This window comes from Microbacterium gorillae (genome assembly GCF_050990725.1).
Taxonomy (GTDB): domain Bacteria; phylum Actinomycetota; class Actinomycetes; order Actinomycetales; family Microbacteriaceae; genus Microbacterium; species Microbacterium gorillae_A.
The window spans coordinates 2,340,242-2,355,276 of sequence record NZ_CP158844.1; the positions used below are offsets into that span (position 1 = coordinate 2,340,242).

General features: G+C 67.3%; 13 protein-coding genes. 8 read left to right on the forward strand and 5 right to left on the reverse strand.

Translation table 11 applies throughout. The features are described from left to right. Positions 1-2,148, forward strand: a complete 2,148-nt coding sequence (locus ABTV68_RS10645; RefSeq protein WP_433673635.1) for a 3-hydroxyacyl-CoA dehydrogenase NAD-binding domain-containing protein — start codon at positions 1-3, stop codon at positions 2,146-2,148. Positions 2,149-2,226: 78 nt separating this feature from the next. Then, positions 2,227-2,910: a DUF6891 domain-containing protein gene (locus ABTV68_RS10650; RefSeq protein WP_433673636.1), complete on the forward strand. Its 684-nt coding sequence runs from the start codon at positions 2,227-2,229 to the stop codon at positions 2,908-2,910. A gap of 246 nt (positions 2,911-3,156) precedes the next feature. On the opposite strand, the gene ABTV68_RS10655 is transcribed toward ABTV68_RS10650, so the two are convergent. Both ABTV68_RS10655 and ABTV68_RS10660 read right to left on the reverse strand, forming a co-directional pair. Next, a complete protein-coding gene (locus ABTV68_RS10655) occupies positions 3,157-4,707 on the reverse strand; it encodes a DUF222 domain-containing protein (RefSeq protein ID WP_433673637.1) in 1,551 nt (516 codons plus the stop codon). Positions 4,708-4,880: 173 nt separating this feature from the next. Next, complete coding sequence (locus ABTV68_RS10660; RefSeq protein ID WP_433673638.1) at positions 4,881-5,828, reverse strand: DMT family transporter; 948 nt, start codon at positions 5,826-5,828, stop codon at positions 4,881-4,883. 97 nt (positions 5,829-5,925) lie between these two features. Here ABTV68_RS10660 and ABTV68_RS10665 point away from each other — a divergent pair, with 97 nt between their 5' ends. Beyond that, on the forward strand, positions 5,926-6,756 hold the full coding sequence (locus ABTV68_RS10665; RefSeq protein ID WP_433673639.1) for a LysR family transcriptional regulator: 831 nt from the start codon (positions 5,926-5,928) through the stop codon (positions 6,754-6,756). Here ABTV68_RS10665 and ABTV68_RS10670 read toward each other — a convergent pair. From ABTV68_RS10670 to ABTV68_RS10680, 3 genes are read right to left on the reverse strand one after another with little or no spacing between them, the layout of a single operon-like run. Further along, positions 6,753-8,378: a GMC oxidoreductase gene (locus ABTV68_RS10670; protein ID WP_433673640.1), complete on the reverse strand. Its 1,626-nt coding sequence runs from the start codon at positions 8,376-8,378 to the stop codon at positions 6,753-6,755. The genes ABTV68_RS10665 and ABTV68_RS10670 overlap by 4 nt on opposite strands. Continuing rightward, positions 8,375-9,286 (reverse strand): diacylglycerol kinase family protein, encoded by a 912-nt coding sequence (locus ABTV68_RS10675; protein WP_433673641.1) that lies wholly within the window; start codon positions 9,284-9,286, stop codon positions 8,375-8,377. Before ABTV68_RS10675 ends, ABTV68_RS10670 begins: the two co-directional genes overlap by 4 nt. After that, positions 9,279-10,895 (reverse strand): FAD-binding oxidoreductase, encoded by a 1,617-nt coding sequence (locus ABTV68_RS10680; protein WP_433673642.1) that lies wholly within the window; start codon positions 10,893-10,895, stop codon positions 9,279-9,281. Before ABTV68_RS10680 ends, ABTV68_RS10675 begins: the two co-directional genes overlap by 8 nt. 20 nt (positions 10,896-10,915) lie before the next feature. Between ABTV68_RS10680 and ABTV68_RS10685 the strand changes: the two genes are divergently transcribed. The 5 genes from ABTV68_RS10685 (at position 10,916) to ABTV68_RS10705 (ending at position 14,957) form a co-directional block, all read left to right on the forward strand. Beyond that, positions 10,916-11,512 (forward strand): TetR/AcrR family transcriptional regulator, encoded by a 597-nt coding sequence (locus ABTV68_RS10685; protein WP_433673644.1) that lies wholly within the window; start codon positions 10,916-10,918, stop codon positions 11,510-11,512. Then, the gene (locus ABTV68_RS10690; RefSeq protein ID WP_433673645.1) at positions 11,509-13,053 is read left to right on the forward strand and encodes a glycerol-3-phosphate dehydrogenase/oxidase; all 1,545 of its coding nucleotides are present in this window, start codon (positions 11,509-11,511) and stop codon (positions 13,051-13,053) included. The genes ABTV68_RS10685 and ABTV68_RS10690 overlap by 4 nt, the downstream gene beginning before the upstream one ends. 232 nt (positions 13,054-13,285) lie before the next feature. Further along, complete coding sequence (locus ABTV68_RS10695; RefSeq protein WP_433673646.1) at positions 13,286-13,729, forward strand: hypothetical protein; 444 nt, start codon at positions 13,286-13,288, stop codon at positions 13,727-13,729. A gap of 59 nt (positions 13,730-13,788) precedes the next feature. After that, positions 13,789-14,298 (forward strand): hypothetical protein, encoded by a 510-nt coding sequence (locus ABTV68_RS10700; RefSeq protein ID WP_433673647.1) that lies wholly within the window; start codon positions 13,789-13,791, stop codon positions 14,296-14,298. After that, complete coding sequence (locus ABTV68_RS10705; RefSeq protein ID WP_433673649.1) at positions 14,298-14,957, forward strand: TetR family transcriptional regulator; 660 nt, start codon at positions 14,298-14,300, stop codon at positions 14,955-14,957. Before ABTV68_RS10700 ends, ABTV68_RS10705 begins: the two co-directional genes overlap by 1 nt. The last annotated feature ends 78 nt before the right edge of the window (positions 14,958-15,035 follow it).

Here is a 15,035-nt window from a genome sequence, read left to right on the forward strand (position 1 = left end):
ATGACCAACTACGACGCCATCGACTTCTCGCCTCTGCAGGCCTTCGCCGCCGATGAGGTGGTCACGCACTCCCCCGTGCGCGACGTCACCCTGCCGTCCGGCAAGGTGCTCGCCCTCATCACGCTCGACAACGGGCGCGACCACACGCGCCCCAACACCCTGGGTCCGGTTTCGCTGACGGAGCTCGGCGAGACCCTCGCAGGACTGAAGGCCCGCGCTGCGAAGGGTGAGATTCAGGCGATCGGCATCACCGGCAAGCCGTTCATCCTGGCGGCCGGCGCTGATCTGTCCGAGGTCGCCAACATCCCGAACCGCGAGGCCGCGCTGCTGATCGCCCAGCTCGGTCACAAGGTCCTCGGCTCGATCAGCGAGGTGGGCGTGCCGTCGTTCACCTTCGTGAACGGCCTCGCCCTGGGTGGCGGTGTGGAGATCGGGCTGAACTCCCACTACCGCACCGTCGATGCGTCCGCGGCCGCGATCGCGCTTCCCGAGGTGTTCCTCGGCATCATCCCGGGCTGGGGTGGTGCGTATCTGCTGCCGAACCTCATCGGCATCGAGAACGCTCTCGAGGTCGTGGTCTCCAACCCGCTGAAGCAGAACCGCATGCTGAAGCCGCAGCAGGCGTTCGATCTCGGCATGATGGACGCGATCTTCCCCGCAGCGAATTTCCTCGAGGATTCGCTGGTGTGGGCGGATGGTGTCCTGAGCGGCACCATCAAGGTGGAGCGCAAGAACGAGCCCGGCAAGATCGAACGACTCACCAAGTGGCCCATCGCGATCAAGATGGCCAAGGGGATGCTGGAGTCGAAGATCGGCACCATGCCTCGCTCGCCCTACAAGGCGCTGGAGCTGCTCGACAAGGCCAAGTCCGGATCCCGGGCAGAGGGCTTCGAGCGCGAAGACGAGGCGCTGGCGGAACTCATCACGAGTGACGAGTTCGCTGCGTCCATGTACGCGTTCGATCTGGTGCAGAAGCGCGCCAAGCGACCGGTCGGTGCCCCCGACAAGTCGCTGGCGAAGAAGGTGACGAAGGTCGGCATCATCGGCGCCGGTCTGATGGCCAGCCAGTTCGCCCTGCTGTTCGTGCGCAAGCTGCAGGTTCCGGTTCTCATCACGGACCTCGACCAGGCCCGCGTCGACAAGGGCCTCGCGTACATCCACGAGGAGATCGCGAAGCTCGAGGCGAAGGGCCGTCTGGATTCGGATACCGCCAACAAGCTGCGTGGCCTGATCCACGGCACCACGGACAAGAGCGAGTACGCGGACTGCGACTTCGTGATCGAGGCGGTGTTCGAGGAGGTCGGCGTGAAGCAGCAGGTCTTCGCGGAGATCGAGCCGATCATCGCCGAGGACGCGATCATCGCGACCAACACCTCGTCGCTGTCGGTTGCCGAGATCGGCGCGAATCTCGCTCACCCGGAGCGTCTGGTCGGCTTCCATTTCTTCAACCCGGTCGCGGTGATGCCGCTGATCGAGATCGTGAAGACGGACACCACCAACGAGCAGGCGCTGGCCACGGCGTTCGTTGTGGCGCGAGGCCTCGGCAAGAACGCGGTTCTCACCGCGGACGCACCCGGCTTCGTGGTGAACCGACTCCTCGCCAAGGTGATGGGTGAGGCCGCCCGCGCGGTCTACGAGGGCACGCCCGTTGAGAAGGTCGAGAAGGCGTTCGGCCCGCTCGGCCTGCCGATGGGTCCGTTCCAGCTGATCGATCTGGTCGGCTGGAAGGTGGCCGCTCACGTGCAGGACACCATGGTGCGCGCCTTCCCCGACCGTTTCTACGCGAACGAGAACTTCCACCAGCTCGCGGAGCTGTCCGACATCGTCGAGAAGGACAAGGGCGGTCGCGTGACCGGCTTCACGAAGGCCGCGGAGAAGGTCCTCAAGCCGGCCGTTGGGAAGACCCCGACAGATGACGCCACGATCCTGCGCCGCGTGCAGGACGGCCTCGCCGAGGAGATCCGGATCATGCTCGACACGAAGGTGGTCCCGGAGGTCGAGGACATCGATCTCTGCCTGATCCTTGGCGCCGGCTACCCGTTCATCGACGGTGGCGTGACGCCGTACCTCGACCGCGAGGGAGCTTCGGCTCGGGCAGCGGGTGGCGCGTTCCACTCCCCCGAGATTCGAGGCATCGCACACCGCTGAGCACGGTGAATCGACGGCGGGCGGTCTCTTCGGAGGCCGCCCGCTGCGTTTTGTGCACGCGAGTCTTAGAGTGAGCGCATGGAGCGAATCACCAATGCTCAGCCCGAGGACCTGAAGCTTCCCCTCGGCGGGCTGGCCGCCGAGCTGGAGGCAGAGGTTCGCGACGCGGCCTGGTCCCAGGTCGTTCGAGGCGAGACAGATCCTGAGCTGTTCGTCGAACTCTACGAGGATGAGCTCGCGGAATGGGACATCGCGAAGGATGTCGCCATTGCCGCGTTCAACCATGTGGTCGCGGCGCGTCGGGCGCAGCAAGCCGCATGGCCGGCAGACGCACACACGAATCTCACTGACGCCTTCGAGGCGCTGAATCGCGCGGGAATCGTCGCCCGGGAGAACTTCAGCTGCTGCGGATCCTGCGCCGCCGCCGAGATCTGGGACGAACGCGACGACTCACGATCCTCGCGCGGCTACGTGACGTACAACCAGCAGGACACGGAGCAGTTGATCGAGCGTCAGCGCGTGTATGTCTCCTACGGCGCCTTCTGGGATGCCTGGATCGCCGAGTCGGAGTGGACGGATCTCAGCGACGAGGCGAGGGAGTCTGCCTATGCGGACATCGTCATAAAGTTGATGATTGAAGAAGTTGTGCCTGTGTTCGAGAAGCGCGGGATCACGGTGACGTGGAATCGCGACCTCGGCACGCGCATACTGCTGGAGAACGCCGACTTCGCGGTGAGGCTCTCGGGCATGTCTGACACCTGAATCGCTGGTGCGCAGAGTATATTGGTGATGTCGCGGCTCCACGCGTGCTCGCGGATCCTCAGGGCTGACCTGGACCGAGGTCGCGAGCACCTTCACGTTGGCCCCACGCTCATCTCCTGCTGCACCGAAGTCGCGCTCGCGCCCCCCGGCTTCTTGGCCCAAGGCATCTCGACCGCAACGGTGTCTGCATAGTGGTCCACGAATTCTCGGCCCTCGGCGGATCCGCGTGAGCCTTGACGGGGCGCCTCAGAAGGGTGGTGGGGTATCTGGCGGTATGCGTCGGGAGGTGCCCGCGCCGAGAGCCGGCACCGGGTCGTCTGAGCTTGCGGGCGTGAATTTCACGGTGTGGTGTGGTGGGGTGTCGATGTACTCGTAGCCGAGCGGGCTGGTCCAGCGAAGGACCCCGCCGCCCAGGTTCTCGACGGTCCAGGCGGAGTTGTGCTTCAAGACGTGGTGTCGCCGGCAGAGGTGGGCGAGGTTGTCGATACAGGTCTCGCCGCCGTCTTCCCACGCTTGCGTGTGGTCGAGGTCACACTGGTGTGCCGGGCGGCGACATCCAGGGAAGCGGCAATGCTCATCGCGCGCGGCGAGCAGACGCCGCATCCCCATCGACGGGGTATACCGATCAACGGCGAGGATCTCGTTGCTCACAGTGTCCGTCATGATGCGCTCCCAGCCCGGCTGGTGTGCAGCGAGAGCGCGCACGGTCTCGGCATCGGCAGGGCCGACACCGGCGAGAATCGCGCCGGTGTCGGTAAGCCCGGCAAGCGTCGTCACGGGGACCGTCACCTGCACCCGACCGCGGATCGCCGCGACGGCGTCCGACGTCGTGGTCGGCGCAGCCCCCAGCAGGAGATCGCAGAGCACATCGACCGCGATCTGCGGCAACGTCCGCGAATCAGCCTCACCGCCCACACCGCCAAGCCGTGAGTCGGCCGCACCAGCCACGTTCTGATCATGAGTTACGCCGTCAGCGGAGGCGTCGGCCGAGGCATCAGGAGCGCCGGTGTGGTCACTGGTGGTGGCGTCGTCCGGTCCGTTTTTGATGGCGCGTGCCATGCTCATGATCCGATCCAACGCACCATGCGCGAGCAGAGTCGGCAGGAATACCGACAGGTTTGACATCCCGTCACTGTCGTCAGTGAGGGTGATGCAACGCGCCTTACGAGCCTCACGGTGACGCTCATCCAGCGTGATGGGCATCACCTGCTCCGCCAACACTGTGAGGATGCCCTTCAACCGCCACGTCGTCGTCGACTGAGCCGTCGCCACAGCCGCCTCCTCGTAGGCGTCACGCGCCACGTCATCAACGATCCCCGCCCCGGCCTGCACGATCACCCGTGCGTGCGCGGCCGTGATCAGCCCGCCATCCAACGCGGCATGCGTCGCTGGGAAAGACGTCACCAGCGTGTACGCATCATTGAACTGACGCAGCACCTGCTGATCACTCAGATTCAACGCTGCACTGAACTCGGCGGCCACCGATCGCACCGCCAACTCCGACGACGACGATGACCGCGACACTGACGACCGCGACCCCGACGAATCGGAGTCCATCGCCCAGGCCAGAACACGGGACCACAACGATGCCTGGACCGCCGCCAGCATCGCTGTCACCCGCTGCAACCGACGAGCCTGCTGCAACAACCCCGCCAACTCCCTCTCACGCCCACCCATCCCGGAGGCGGCGTCGGGCGTCTCCGATGCAACGAGCGCACCCGGCCCACCCCATGCGTCAAGGGCGGAAGAGGCGGAGACGTCAGCGTTCGCAGGAACCCCCGCTCGAGTCGCCGACATCCTGGACACCATTCCCGACACGTCAACAACCAAGAGAGCGCTCATACCGTCGTTCTCCGCTCGAGGTGTCGTCGTTGAAATGGTCATGTTTCATTCTCTCATTCTTCGAACTTATGTTCGAGGCTTTTGGATGAGAAACAAATGAGACCGCGTCACGACCCTCGCGCCCAACGTCACGACACGACGCGCCCGCGACCCCGCGACGCACCGCGCCGCCGCCTCGGCAACTCACCACCCCGCGCGCCCGCCGCCGCACCGGCCCGCCCCGGCGGCAGCACCCGAAGCAGGCATGCCACCGCACCCAGCACGAGACCGATCACCACCGGCACCGTCACCGCGTCGCCAAGCAGAACCCACGCCGCAACCGCAGTGACGGCAGGGATCACGGAGAACACGATCGACGCCTCCCCTGCGCCGACAGTCCGAACGAGCCACGAGTAGCAGGTGGTTCCCGCCGCCCCGATCAGCCCGATCACCAGAATCAGCAGCCAGACACTCCAGCTCGTGGGCATCGCCGGCGGCGCGACGAACAGGAACGGCGCGAGCAAAGGGAGCCCGACACACGCACCGATGGCGTTCAGCGCGATCGGGCTCTCACCGCGCAGACGCTCGCCCTGCCAGAGCGATCCCAGCGACAGCCCGAGCAACGCGAGCACCACGGCGACGAGCACTGGACCGACACGCGGATCTGCCGCGATCTTCGGAAGACAGGCGAACATGACCGCAACGGCGCCCACGAAAACAGCCCACCACGCAGTCGCTCCCTGCCTGCGTCGAAGGATCAACGACGTAGCGACGGCGGTCATCACCGGATTCATGGCGATCACCAGCGCCACCACCCCGGCGCTCGCGCCGTGGCCGAGAGCCCAGTACGACGCGATGAACTGCGCTCCCTGGGTCAGGACGTTCACCCCGATCGCTTCCCACAGGGCGCGGCCGCGCGGAAGTCGAATCCTCATGGTCAGCACAGCGGCCCAGAGCACGATGACGATGACGGCCCACCGCAGCGCCAGCACGAGAAACGGCGCCGCCGAGCGAACCGCGACGGCGCCCAGCACGTAGTTGAGCGCGTACAGCACCACAGTCGCGGCGGCAGAGACGAGCACCGAAGGTTTGAGCATGTTTCGACCGTGCACCGCGACACTGCCGAACAGAATTCCGCATCACGAATCGTGATGGATCGCCCTCAATGCAGGATCCCGACGGCAGACTAAGGAGGTGAGCACACTCGGCATCCCGGAGCTGCGGAGCCTTCTCGCGGTGTCCGCGTTCGCCGGTGTGGGGCGCGCAGCCGAGGCGCTGCACCTGTCCCAACCCGCGGTCACGGGACACCTGCGACGGCTGGAGCGGGAGATCGGCACGCCGTTGCTCGTGCGGCGAGGACGCACGATCGCTCTCACGGCGGTCGGAGAATCCCTCGTGGCCGACGCCTATCGGATCATCGCGGCTCACGACGACGCGCTGGATCGCGCGCGTGGCCGCATCGACGCTGATCTCGTCGTCGCGTCCACGAACATGGCGGGTGTCGGAACCTTGCGCACTGTCTCACGCGTGCTTGCCGCACACGCCCCGGAGCAGCGCCTGTCCATGAGGTTTCACCGCACGGTGCACCTCGAGAAGTTCGCACGCGCCCGCACCGCGGATGTCGTGCTCGGCTATGGCCGATTCGGAGCGGACAGCGTGTCCATCGGGCGAGTGGCTCTGGACTGGTTCACCTCCGCCACACAGCCACGCACGGATGCCCTCGTCGCGTTCACGGCCCCGTGCCTGGTCCGAGAGACGCTGCTCGGCTCCCCCGTCGCCCGCGGCCTCGACCTCGTGCGCGAGAGCATCGACCTGACCGGCCTGCTCATGGCGGTCCGCGCGGGCGAGGGCATGACGGCGCTGCCCCGATCACATCGCGGGGAACCGGGACTCGCCCCGGTGCCTGGGTTCGCGTCGCCAGGAACGCTGCAGCTGAGCGCGGTGTTCTCCGAGCGAATTCCCCGCGATGTCCGCCACGAACTCATCCGCGATCTGCGCGCTTCCCTCGCGGCGGACGTCGCCTAGGACTGGGGAGGCCGGGCGTCCCTCTCCCCCTTGACCGGCCAGAACGACATGGCGCGTTCGGCGAGAGCAGTGATCGTCAGCGAGGGATTCACCCCGGGATTCGCGGGAACAGCGGAACCGTCCACGACAAACAGTCCCGGATGCCCCCACACCCGGTGATACGGATCCACGACACCGTCCGCCGGTGAGGACGAGATCACCGCACCACCCAGGAAGTGCGCCGTGAGAGGGATTCCGAACACCTCCGGCCAGCTGCCGCGTGCTTCCGCGGGCACCCCCGTGTGTTTCTGAATTTGCGCCGCGATCGCCGCCGTCGCGCGATGCGCTTCGGGCAGATAGGACGGATTCGGCTCGCCGTGACCTTGCTCGCTCGTCAGCACGGAGCGGCCGAGGCGGCGGCGTAGCGACAGAGTGAGCGAGTTGTCGGCGGTCTGCATCACGAGCGCGATGATTCCCCGCTCGCTCCAGCGATGCAGGGAGGCGAGGCGGAGCTCCCGGATCGGATGGCGCAGCACCTTTCCGACGAACGACGCGATGCGTCCCGGCAGCCGACGATCGCCAGGAACCAGCACCGTCGCGAGCATGCCCATCAGATTCGATCCGGGCCCGTAGCGCACGTTCTCCACGTGGGTGCGGTCATCGACGTGGAAGGACGTGGTGATGGCCACGCCATCGGCCAGCCCCGCACCGTCCGGGACACGGGTGGTGACCGCGCCGTCCAGCGCTTCCGAGTTGGTCCGTGTCAGTCGACCAAGGGCGGCCGACAGGCGCGGCAGAGATCCCGACGCCCGCATGCGGTGCAACAGCTGCTGCGTTCCCCACGTCCCCGCCGAGACCACCACGTGCTCCGCGCGGATGGTGCGGCGATCGCGACCGAACCACGCGCCGGTGCGCTGCGTGGTGACCACGAAGCCACCGTCCGGATGCTCCCGCACGTCGACGACCGTCCGCAGAGCTTCGATTGTCGTTCCGCGCCGCTCGGCGAGCGCGAGGTAGTTCTTCATCAGGGTGTTCTTCGCACCTACCCGGCAACCCACCATGCAGTTCCCGCAGAGCGTGCACCCCGTGCGATCCGGTCCGTCGCCGCCGAAGAAGGGATCGGGAACCCGGACACCGGGCATGCCGAGGAAGACCCCCACCGGCGCGTGCCGGAACGTGTCGCCAACCCCGAGATCTCCAGCAGCACCGGCCATGATCTGCTCAACCACCCCGGTGTGGGGATAGTGCTCGACAACCCCGAGCATGCGTCGCGCCGTCGCGTAGTGCGTCTCGAGTTCTGCTCCCCAGTCGCGCCCGTCGGGCCACTGCGGATCGGCGAAGAAGGCTGCCCCCGGCTGGTACAGCGTGTTCGCGTAGTTGAGCGACCCGCCGCCCACTCCCGCGCCTGCGAGCACCATGACATGCGGCAGACGATGGATGCGCTGAACTCCGAAGCACCCCAGCCGCGGCGCCCAGAGATATCGCCTCACATCCCAGGAGGTCTTCGCGAAATCCTCGTCCTCGAAACGCCGTCCCGCCTCGTAGATCCGAACGCGATACCCCTTTTCGGACAGTCGCAAGGCGCTCACCGCACCGCCGAAGCCCGACCCGATCACCACGACATCTTCATCGAACCCGTTCATGCGGCCTCCTCTGGGATCAGCATCGTCAGCGCTCCCGGACGCACGCTCACCTGACAAGAGCCCTCGGCGATCCTCTCACCGTCCGCATACACGACCAGATCAGGTGCTGAAACCTCCACCGCCTGCGCCCGCTGGCGCTGGGCTTCCGGGCGATCCAGGTGGGTACCCGCCAGAAGCCGGGGCAGCAGGAGGATCAGCCGAAGCGGCGACAGCGGCGCGACATGCACCACGTCAAGGAGACCGTCGGCCGGATCGGCTCCGATGCACATCGGCATGCCGCCGCCATAGCTGGCTGTGTTGCCGATGGCGATGAGGGTGCCAGGCCGGTGCGTCGCCTCGGCACCGTCGAGCCCCAGACGGAACCGCATTGGGCGAACACGAAGCACCTCGATCGCGATCGCAAGGAAGTAGCGAGCCCGACCACGCGGATACCGCAGGCGGTTCGTCCGCTCGCTGACCTTCGCGTCGAAGCCGAGCGCCGCAATCGTCAGGAAGAGACGCATACCGTCCGCCACGGCGATCGCGCCCACATCGATTCGTCGCACAGAGCCGCTCAGCGCCGCCTCGGCCGCGTCCTCCGGCGCATCGCGCGGAATTCCCAGCGCGCGAGCAAGATCGTTCCCGGTGCCAGCCGGCACCAGCACGACCGGCGTGCCGGCAGACACGAGCAACTCCGCCAGGGCGGACAGCGTCCCGTCGCCCCCGACCACGACGACGGCATCCGGCGCCTCAGCGAGCAGTTCACTCAACAGGCTCACGGCGTCGGATGCGCTCTCGCCCCGCCGATCCGCCACGACGGCACCCCGTCCACGCAGATGAGCGATGGCCGCGTCGCCGATCGCCGCGCCCCTCCCCTTGCCCGCATGCGGGTTCACGAGAACCGCGATCCGGCGTGCCGATTCAGTCACGGTCGGGCACCAGCACACCGGGGTTGAGGACGCCGTGGGGGTCGAGTTCGCGCTTGATCGCCCGCAGGATGCGCACGCCCGTCTCTCCGATCTCGTCGACCAGCCACGGCGCATGGTCACGCCCGATGGCGTGATGGTGGGTGATGGTTCCGCCCGCGGCCATGATGGCATCGCCGACGCGCTGCTTCACCGGCTCCCACGCCGCCAGCTGGTCGCCGCGTACGCCCGCGAGCACGGTGAAGTACAGCGATGCGCCCGTGGGGTACACGTGGGACACATGGCACATGATGAAACTCTTCGCTCCGGCGGTGCTGAACCCCTCCCGAAGAGCAGTGGTGACCGCGTCTCGCAGGTGATGCAGGTTCGACCAGGTGGTCGCGGTCTCCAACGTCTCGCAGAACACACCGGCCCCGAGCAGAGCGTCGCGGAGGTACGGACCGTCGAACCGGCCGTCCATCCACTCCTGGGCGGCGGTCCTCCCGGTGCTGGTTCCCCCTGCTGCAGAGAGCAGCGCCGCTGTCCTGTCGCGCTGAGCTTCGCTTCCGTCGCCCTCGAACACCGTCACGGCGCTGGCCCCGCGCGCGAGCACGCGACCGATCTTGCCCACCTGCGCCAAGCTGACCCCGGTCTCGACCTCGTCGGACAGGCGGATCACCGTGGGCTGTTCGCCGCGCTGGACCACCTGGCGCAGCGCTTCAACACCCGTGGCGAAGTCGGGGAAAGTCCACGACTCCACGATGCGCTCCGTCGGCCGCGGATGCACGCGAACGCGCACCTCGGTGATGACACCGAACACACCCTCGGAGCCGAGGAACACCCGGACGAGGTCCGGCCCAGCGGCCGATCCCGGAGCGCGCCCCAGGGTCAGCTCTCCCGTGGGCGTTGCGACCCGCAGGCCCATCACCATTGTGTCGAACCGGCCATAGCCGGCCGAGTTCTGTCCGGACGAGCGCGCCGCAGCGAAGCCGCCAATGCTCGCATAGCGAAAACTCTGCGGGTAATGGCCGAGCTCGAAGCCGTGTTCGGCGAGGAGCCGCTCGGCCTCGGGTCCGCGTGTACCCGCACCGAGCGTCGCTTCCCCGCTGACCGCATCCAGCGTGATCAGCCCGCTCAGCGACGCAAGATCCAACGCGATGACGGCGGCATGCGCGCCGGGTTCCGGATCCAGGCCGCCCACCACGCTGGTCCCGCCACCGAACGGCACGATCGCGACATCGAGCCCCGCCGCTTCCCGCAGGATGCGGACGATCTGGGCGTGGTCGGCGGGTCGCACGACCCCATCGGGCACATCCTGCTCGCGGGCGCGGCGGCGCAGAAGATCCGGCGTGGACCGTCCTCCCGCATGGCGCAGGCGCGCTTCGTCGGTCACGTCGACTCGATCCGCGCCCGCGATGTCTTCCAGCGCAGCTCGCTGAGCGGACGACAGTCGCGAGGGCCGCACGACGACCTCCGCCAGCTCGGGAGCCGTTGCGGGACGCTGCACACGGCCGAGCAGCGCCGGCAAGAGCGCGCGCACGGCGAGCGGGAGGGTCGTTGCCCGCCCGGGATCGCCCCAGCCGTTCCAGAGCATCTGCGGGTCATCCGGGGTGGTTTCGCGACTCTGCTTCACGGGTTACAGTGTGACACATCATGGAAAAACGTCAACCGCTGCTTGATCCGGCACCGACCCGCTGGGACGACACACAACACCGGATCCTGGACGCTGCCGAGACGCTGATCACACAACGAGGTGTCGGCGGCCTCACGATCGCGGAGCTCGCGCGAACCTCGGGCTTCAGCCGTCCGACGGTGTACCGCAGCTGGCAGGGCGCTGACGACGTGGTCCGGGCAGCGCTGCTGCGGCGTGTGATGATCCTGCTGGCGGAGTTCCCGACCGCATCCAACCGCGACGAGCTGGTCACCGATGTCCTCGATTTCGCGACACGGTTCCGCGAGGACGCGATGTATGCAGCGCTCTTGGAGCGCGAGCCGGAGGTCTTCACTCGATACACCCTGCAGCGATTCGGCAGTAGCCAGCGCGCCATCCTCGATTGGCTCGCGGAGTCGATCTCGCGGGCTCAGCAGCACGGATCCATCAGGCCCGCCCCTCCGGCAGAGATCGCCACCATGCTCCTCCTCATCACACAGTCGGCGATTCTCTCGCACGGAACGGTCACAGCTCTGCTCGATGCCGAAGCCTGGCGGCGCGAGTTGCGATTCGCACTGGACGGCCACCTCCGACCATGACGGCTGCCCGCTCCTCTTTCCTGCCGGACGCGGTGACGCGGCGCGGCGCGCTCGAACATGCCGCCGACGGCATATGCGATGTCCTCGTGATCGGCGGCGGCATCACGGGAGTGGGTGTGGCTTTGGATGCCGCCGCGCGCGGTCTGAGCGTCGTTCTCATCGAGGCGGAGGATCTCGCCTTCGGCACGAGCCGCTGGAGCTCGAAACTCGTCCATGGCGGTCTGCGCTATCTGGCCACCGGTGACTTCGCGACGGCCGTGGAGAGCGCGCGGGAGCGGCACCTGCTGATGACGCGGATCGCACCGCATCTGATCCGCTCGCTCCCCCAGCTCATCCCGTTCGTCCCAGCCGTGGACTGGCGGCAGCGATTCGGCGGGACGGTCGGAATGGCGATGGGCGACCTCCTGCGGATGCGCGCGGGAACCCCGCGCAGCGTACTCGCGCGTCCACGCCTGGTGCGTGCCGATACGGCCCAGCGTCTCGCCCCGGCGCTGGACTCACGGCTCCTGCGCGGTGGCGTGCTCGGCGCCGACGGCCAGCTCATCGATGACGCTCGTCTGGTCGTCACGGTCGCACGTACCGCAGCCGCGCACGGGGCCACGATTCTGACGCGCGTGCGCGCAGAGCAGCTGCGCCGCGACGGTGCCACAGCGGTCGACCAGCTCACGGGCGAGCGAGTCGACATCCGAGCGCGCGCGGTGATCAACGCCACCGGCGTGTGGGCGGGCGCTCTGGATGACAGCATCCGCGTGCGCCCCAGCCGCGGCACCCACCTCGTGGTCGACGCGGCGGCGCTCGAGAATCCGACCGCCGCCGTCATGGTGCCGCATCCGGGTTCGCTGAGTCGCTTCGTCTTCGCGCTGCCGTCTCAACTTGGACGGGTCATCATCGGCCTGACTGACGAAGACGCTCCCGGCCCCATCCCCCCAATACCGACGTCCACCGAGACCGAGATCGATTTCCTGCTCGACACCGTCAATCAGGCGCTGCGGACACCTCTGACCCGCGAGTCCGTGCTCGGTACTTTCGCCGGCCTCCGCCCCCTGATCGACACTGGTGCCACCGAATCGAGCGCCGACATCTCCCGGCGTCATCTCGTCACCCTCTCGCCCGCCGGCTTCGTGAACGTGCTCGGCGGGAAGCTCACCACCTACCGACGCATGGCCGAGGACGCCGTCGACCTCGCGTGCCGGAGCTTCGCACTCCCTGGCGGGCCCAGCACGACGGCAACGCTCCCCCTCGTCGGTGCTGAGGCCCCGCCCCCGGAGACCGCACCGACGGAACTGAGACGGCGATTCGGTGCGGACGCGAGCACCGTCCTCACGTCGGCCCGCCTCGGCGATCCCTTCTCCCCGATCGCCCCGGGGATCGACATCCTGCGATCCGAGATCGAGTTCGCCGTGCGCGCGGAGGGAGCTTTGAACGCCGACGATGTCCTCGACCGCCGTACCCGCATCGGCTTGGTTCCCGCGGATCGCGCCGCGGCCGCTCCTGCGGTCTCGGAGCTCGTGCGGGAGACGCTCGCGTCACTGACACGCTGACCCCGCACGCACAGCACATCCACGCACTGCCATCTTCCCCGGCAGCGAGTGGGGGTGCGCGACATGCGTGGACACGCGCGAGAACCGTAGGCAAAGCCCTCCGTATCGTCGTCGCTCAGTCCACCGCCCTTGCATCCAGAACCTGCCCGCGGTATTTTTTGAACATGTTCGATTCAACAGGTTCCCGATGAACGCCCCGACGCCCGTGGCACCCGAGGATGTGTTCCCCCGAATGTCCGCCACGCCGCTCTGTCGAGCCTCGGCACGCGCACTGCTCTACTTCTCAGTTCTGGTGTCCTTCTTGATGGTTGGCTTCCTGATGAGTTCGAGCGGCGCCGATTTTCTGGCTTTGATCGGCCCGCTCGCTGCGACGGCGTTCATCGCAGCCATCATCGGCACCGTCCCGACGATGATCGCGTACCTGCTCGCTCTCGTGCTCCAGCGCACATTGGACCACAGCCTCCACCGCTGGGTTCATCGGCTGACCGCCGGTGTTCTGGCTGGAACCGTTGCGCTCGGTGTGATGGCGCTCTTACCATCTCCGTTCTCCTGGCCATACCGGCTGGGAGTCGTGGTCATCGTCGTTCTCAGTGCTTCCACGGCTGCGGTCCTTGCCTGGGAGGTCACCCGGCGAAAGATCGACCGGGCCGCGCTCCGATACGGCGTTCATGGCTGAGATCTCTGCCGACAGAGCGGTGATATTTTGAACATGTTCGATAGACGAAGGAGGGAACGATGGCACGCCCGACCACACCCGTGGACTCCGATGACGTGTTCCCCCGGATGTCCAACACCGCACTCTGGCGCGCATCGGTCCGCGCGTTGCTCTACTTCGCAATCACCCTTCCGACCACGAACGCACTGATCGGCGCGATCCTCAGCCCCGTCGAAGCGAACGGATTCTTCTTCCTCACCGGGCTGGTCATGTTCGCCTTCTTCGGCGTGATCTTCGGCGCGATCCCGATGGCGGTCGGCTTTCTTCTCGCGACGCTGATCCAACGGTCACTAAACCGCACCACCCACCGCGGCCTTCATCGGCTTGCCGCGGGTGCACTCGCTGGCTGCGTGGCCGGTGGTCCCGTCGTGCTGTTCCTGCCCGGATATGTGTCCCCCGGCTTCGCGATCCCCGTCGCCCTCGTCGCCGCGGGGTCCGCCGTCGCCGCGTGGGAGGTCACGCGCCGACACCTCGACCGAGACATTGCACGCTACGGCGTTCGCCAGCCCACCCCCGAAGGAGCCCGTTGATGTCCACCCCGAAGAGCGAACGCACCCGCACGGCGATTCGCGATGCGGCGATCGCCTCATTCCGTCAGCGCGGCTTCGACGCCACCACGATTCGCCTGCTCGCCGATGAGCTCGGCATGTCCGTCGGCAGCGCCTACTACCACTTTCCCAGCAAGAGCCACCTCATCCAGGAGCTCTACGTGCAGGTTCAGGCCGATCATCGCGCCGTCCTCACGCCGCTGCTCGCGCGCGAGACGAAACTGGCCCCGCGCCTGAAGGCCTTTCTGCACACGGGTCTCGATCAGCTGGAGCCCTTCGGCGACCACGCCAGCGAGTTCGCCCTTGCGGCGCTGGCGCCCGGATCCGATGCCAGTCCGCTGTCTGCGGAGTCCGGCCCCGCCCGGGACAGCGTCATCACCCTGCTGCGCGAGACCATCGACGGCTCATCCGACCGCCTTCCCGCGGAGGTCGCACAGCTCGCCCCGGAGGCGCTGTACCGGATCTACCTGGCGCTCACCCTCGCATGGGTACAGGACACTTCCCCGGGACGCGAGCGGACGCGACGACTGATCGACAACGGAACCCGGCTGCTGTCGGTGGCACTGCCGGCGCTCAGACTTCCGCCCGTGCGCCGCGCGATCCTGCCGTTGATGGCCGACGTGGCGAAGCTCGGCGAGTGAGGCGAACACTCACCCAACCACAGGTGAACGCTGCGTCGAAAGGCCCGGATCCGCGTCGCGATCGCTGAACAGGCCGAG

Excerpts from the sequence above, each read along its gene's own strand:
- ABTV68_RS10645 (WP_433673635.1), top strand. The coding sequence starts at position 1 with ATGACCAACTACGACGCCATCGACTTCTCGCCTCTGCAGGCCTTCGCC.
- ABTV68_RS10705 (WP_433673649.1), top strand. The coding sequence starts at position 14,298 with ATGTCCACCCCGAAGAGCGAACGCACCCGCACGGCGATTCGCGATGCG.
- ABTV68_RS10655 (WP_433673637.1), bottom strand. The coding sequence starts at position 4,707 with ATGTCGGCGACTCGAGCGGGGGTTCCTGCGAACGCTGACGTCTCCGCC.
- ABTV68_RS10650 (WP_433673636.1), top strand. The coding sequence starts at position 2,227 with ATGGAGCGAATCACCAATGCTCAGCCCGAGGACCTGAAGCTTCCCCTC.
- ABTV68_RS10670 (WP_433673640.1), bottom strand. The coding sequence starts at position 8,378 with ATGAACGGGTTCGATGAAGATGTCGTGGTGATCGGGTCGGGCTTCGGC.
- ABTV68_RS10685 (WP_433673644.1), top strand. The coding sequence starts at position 10,916 with ATGGAAAAACGTCAACCGCTGCTTGATCCGGCACCGACCCGCTGGGAC.
- ABTV68_RS10695 (WP_433673646.1), top strand. The coding sequence starts at position 13,286 with ATGTCCGCCACGCCGCTCTGTCGAGCCTCGGCACGCGCACTGCTCTAC.
- ABTV68_RS10700 (WP_433673647.1), top strand. The coding sequence starts at position 13,789 with ATGGCACGCCCGACCACACCCGTGGACTCCGATGACGTGTTCCCCCGG.
- ABTV68_RS10690 (WP_433673645.1), top strand. The coding sequence starts at position 11,509 with ATGACGGCTGCCCGCTCCTCTTTCCTGCCGGACGCGGTGACGCGGCGC.
- ABTV68_RS10660 (WP_433673638.1), bottom strand. The coding sequence starts at position 5,828 with ATGCTCAAACCTTCGGTGCTCGTCTCTGCCGCCGCGACTGTGGTGCTG.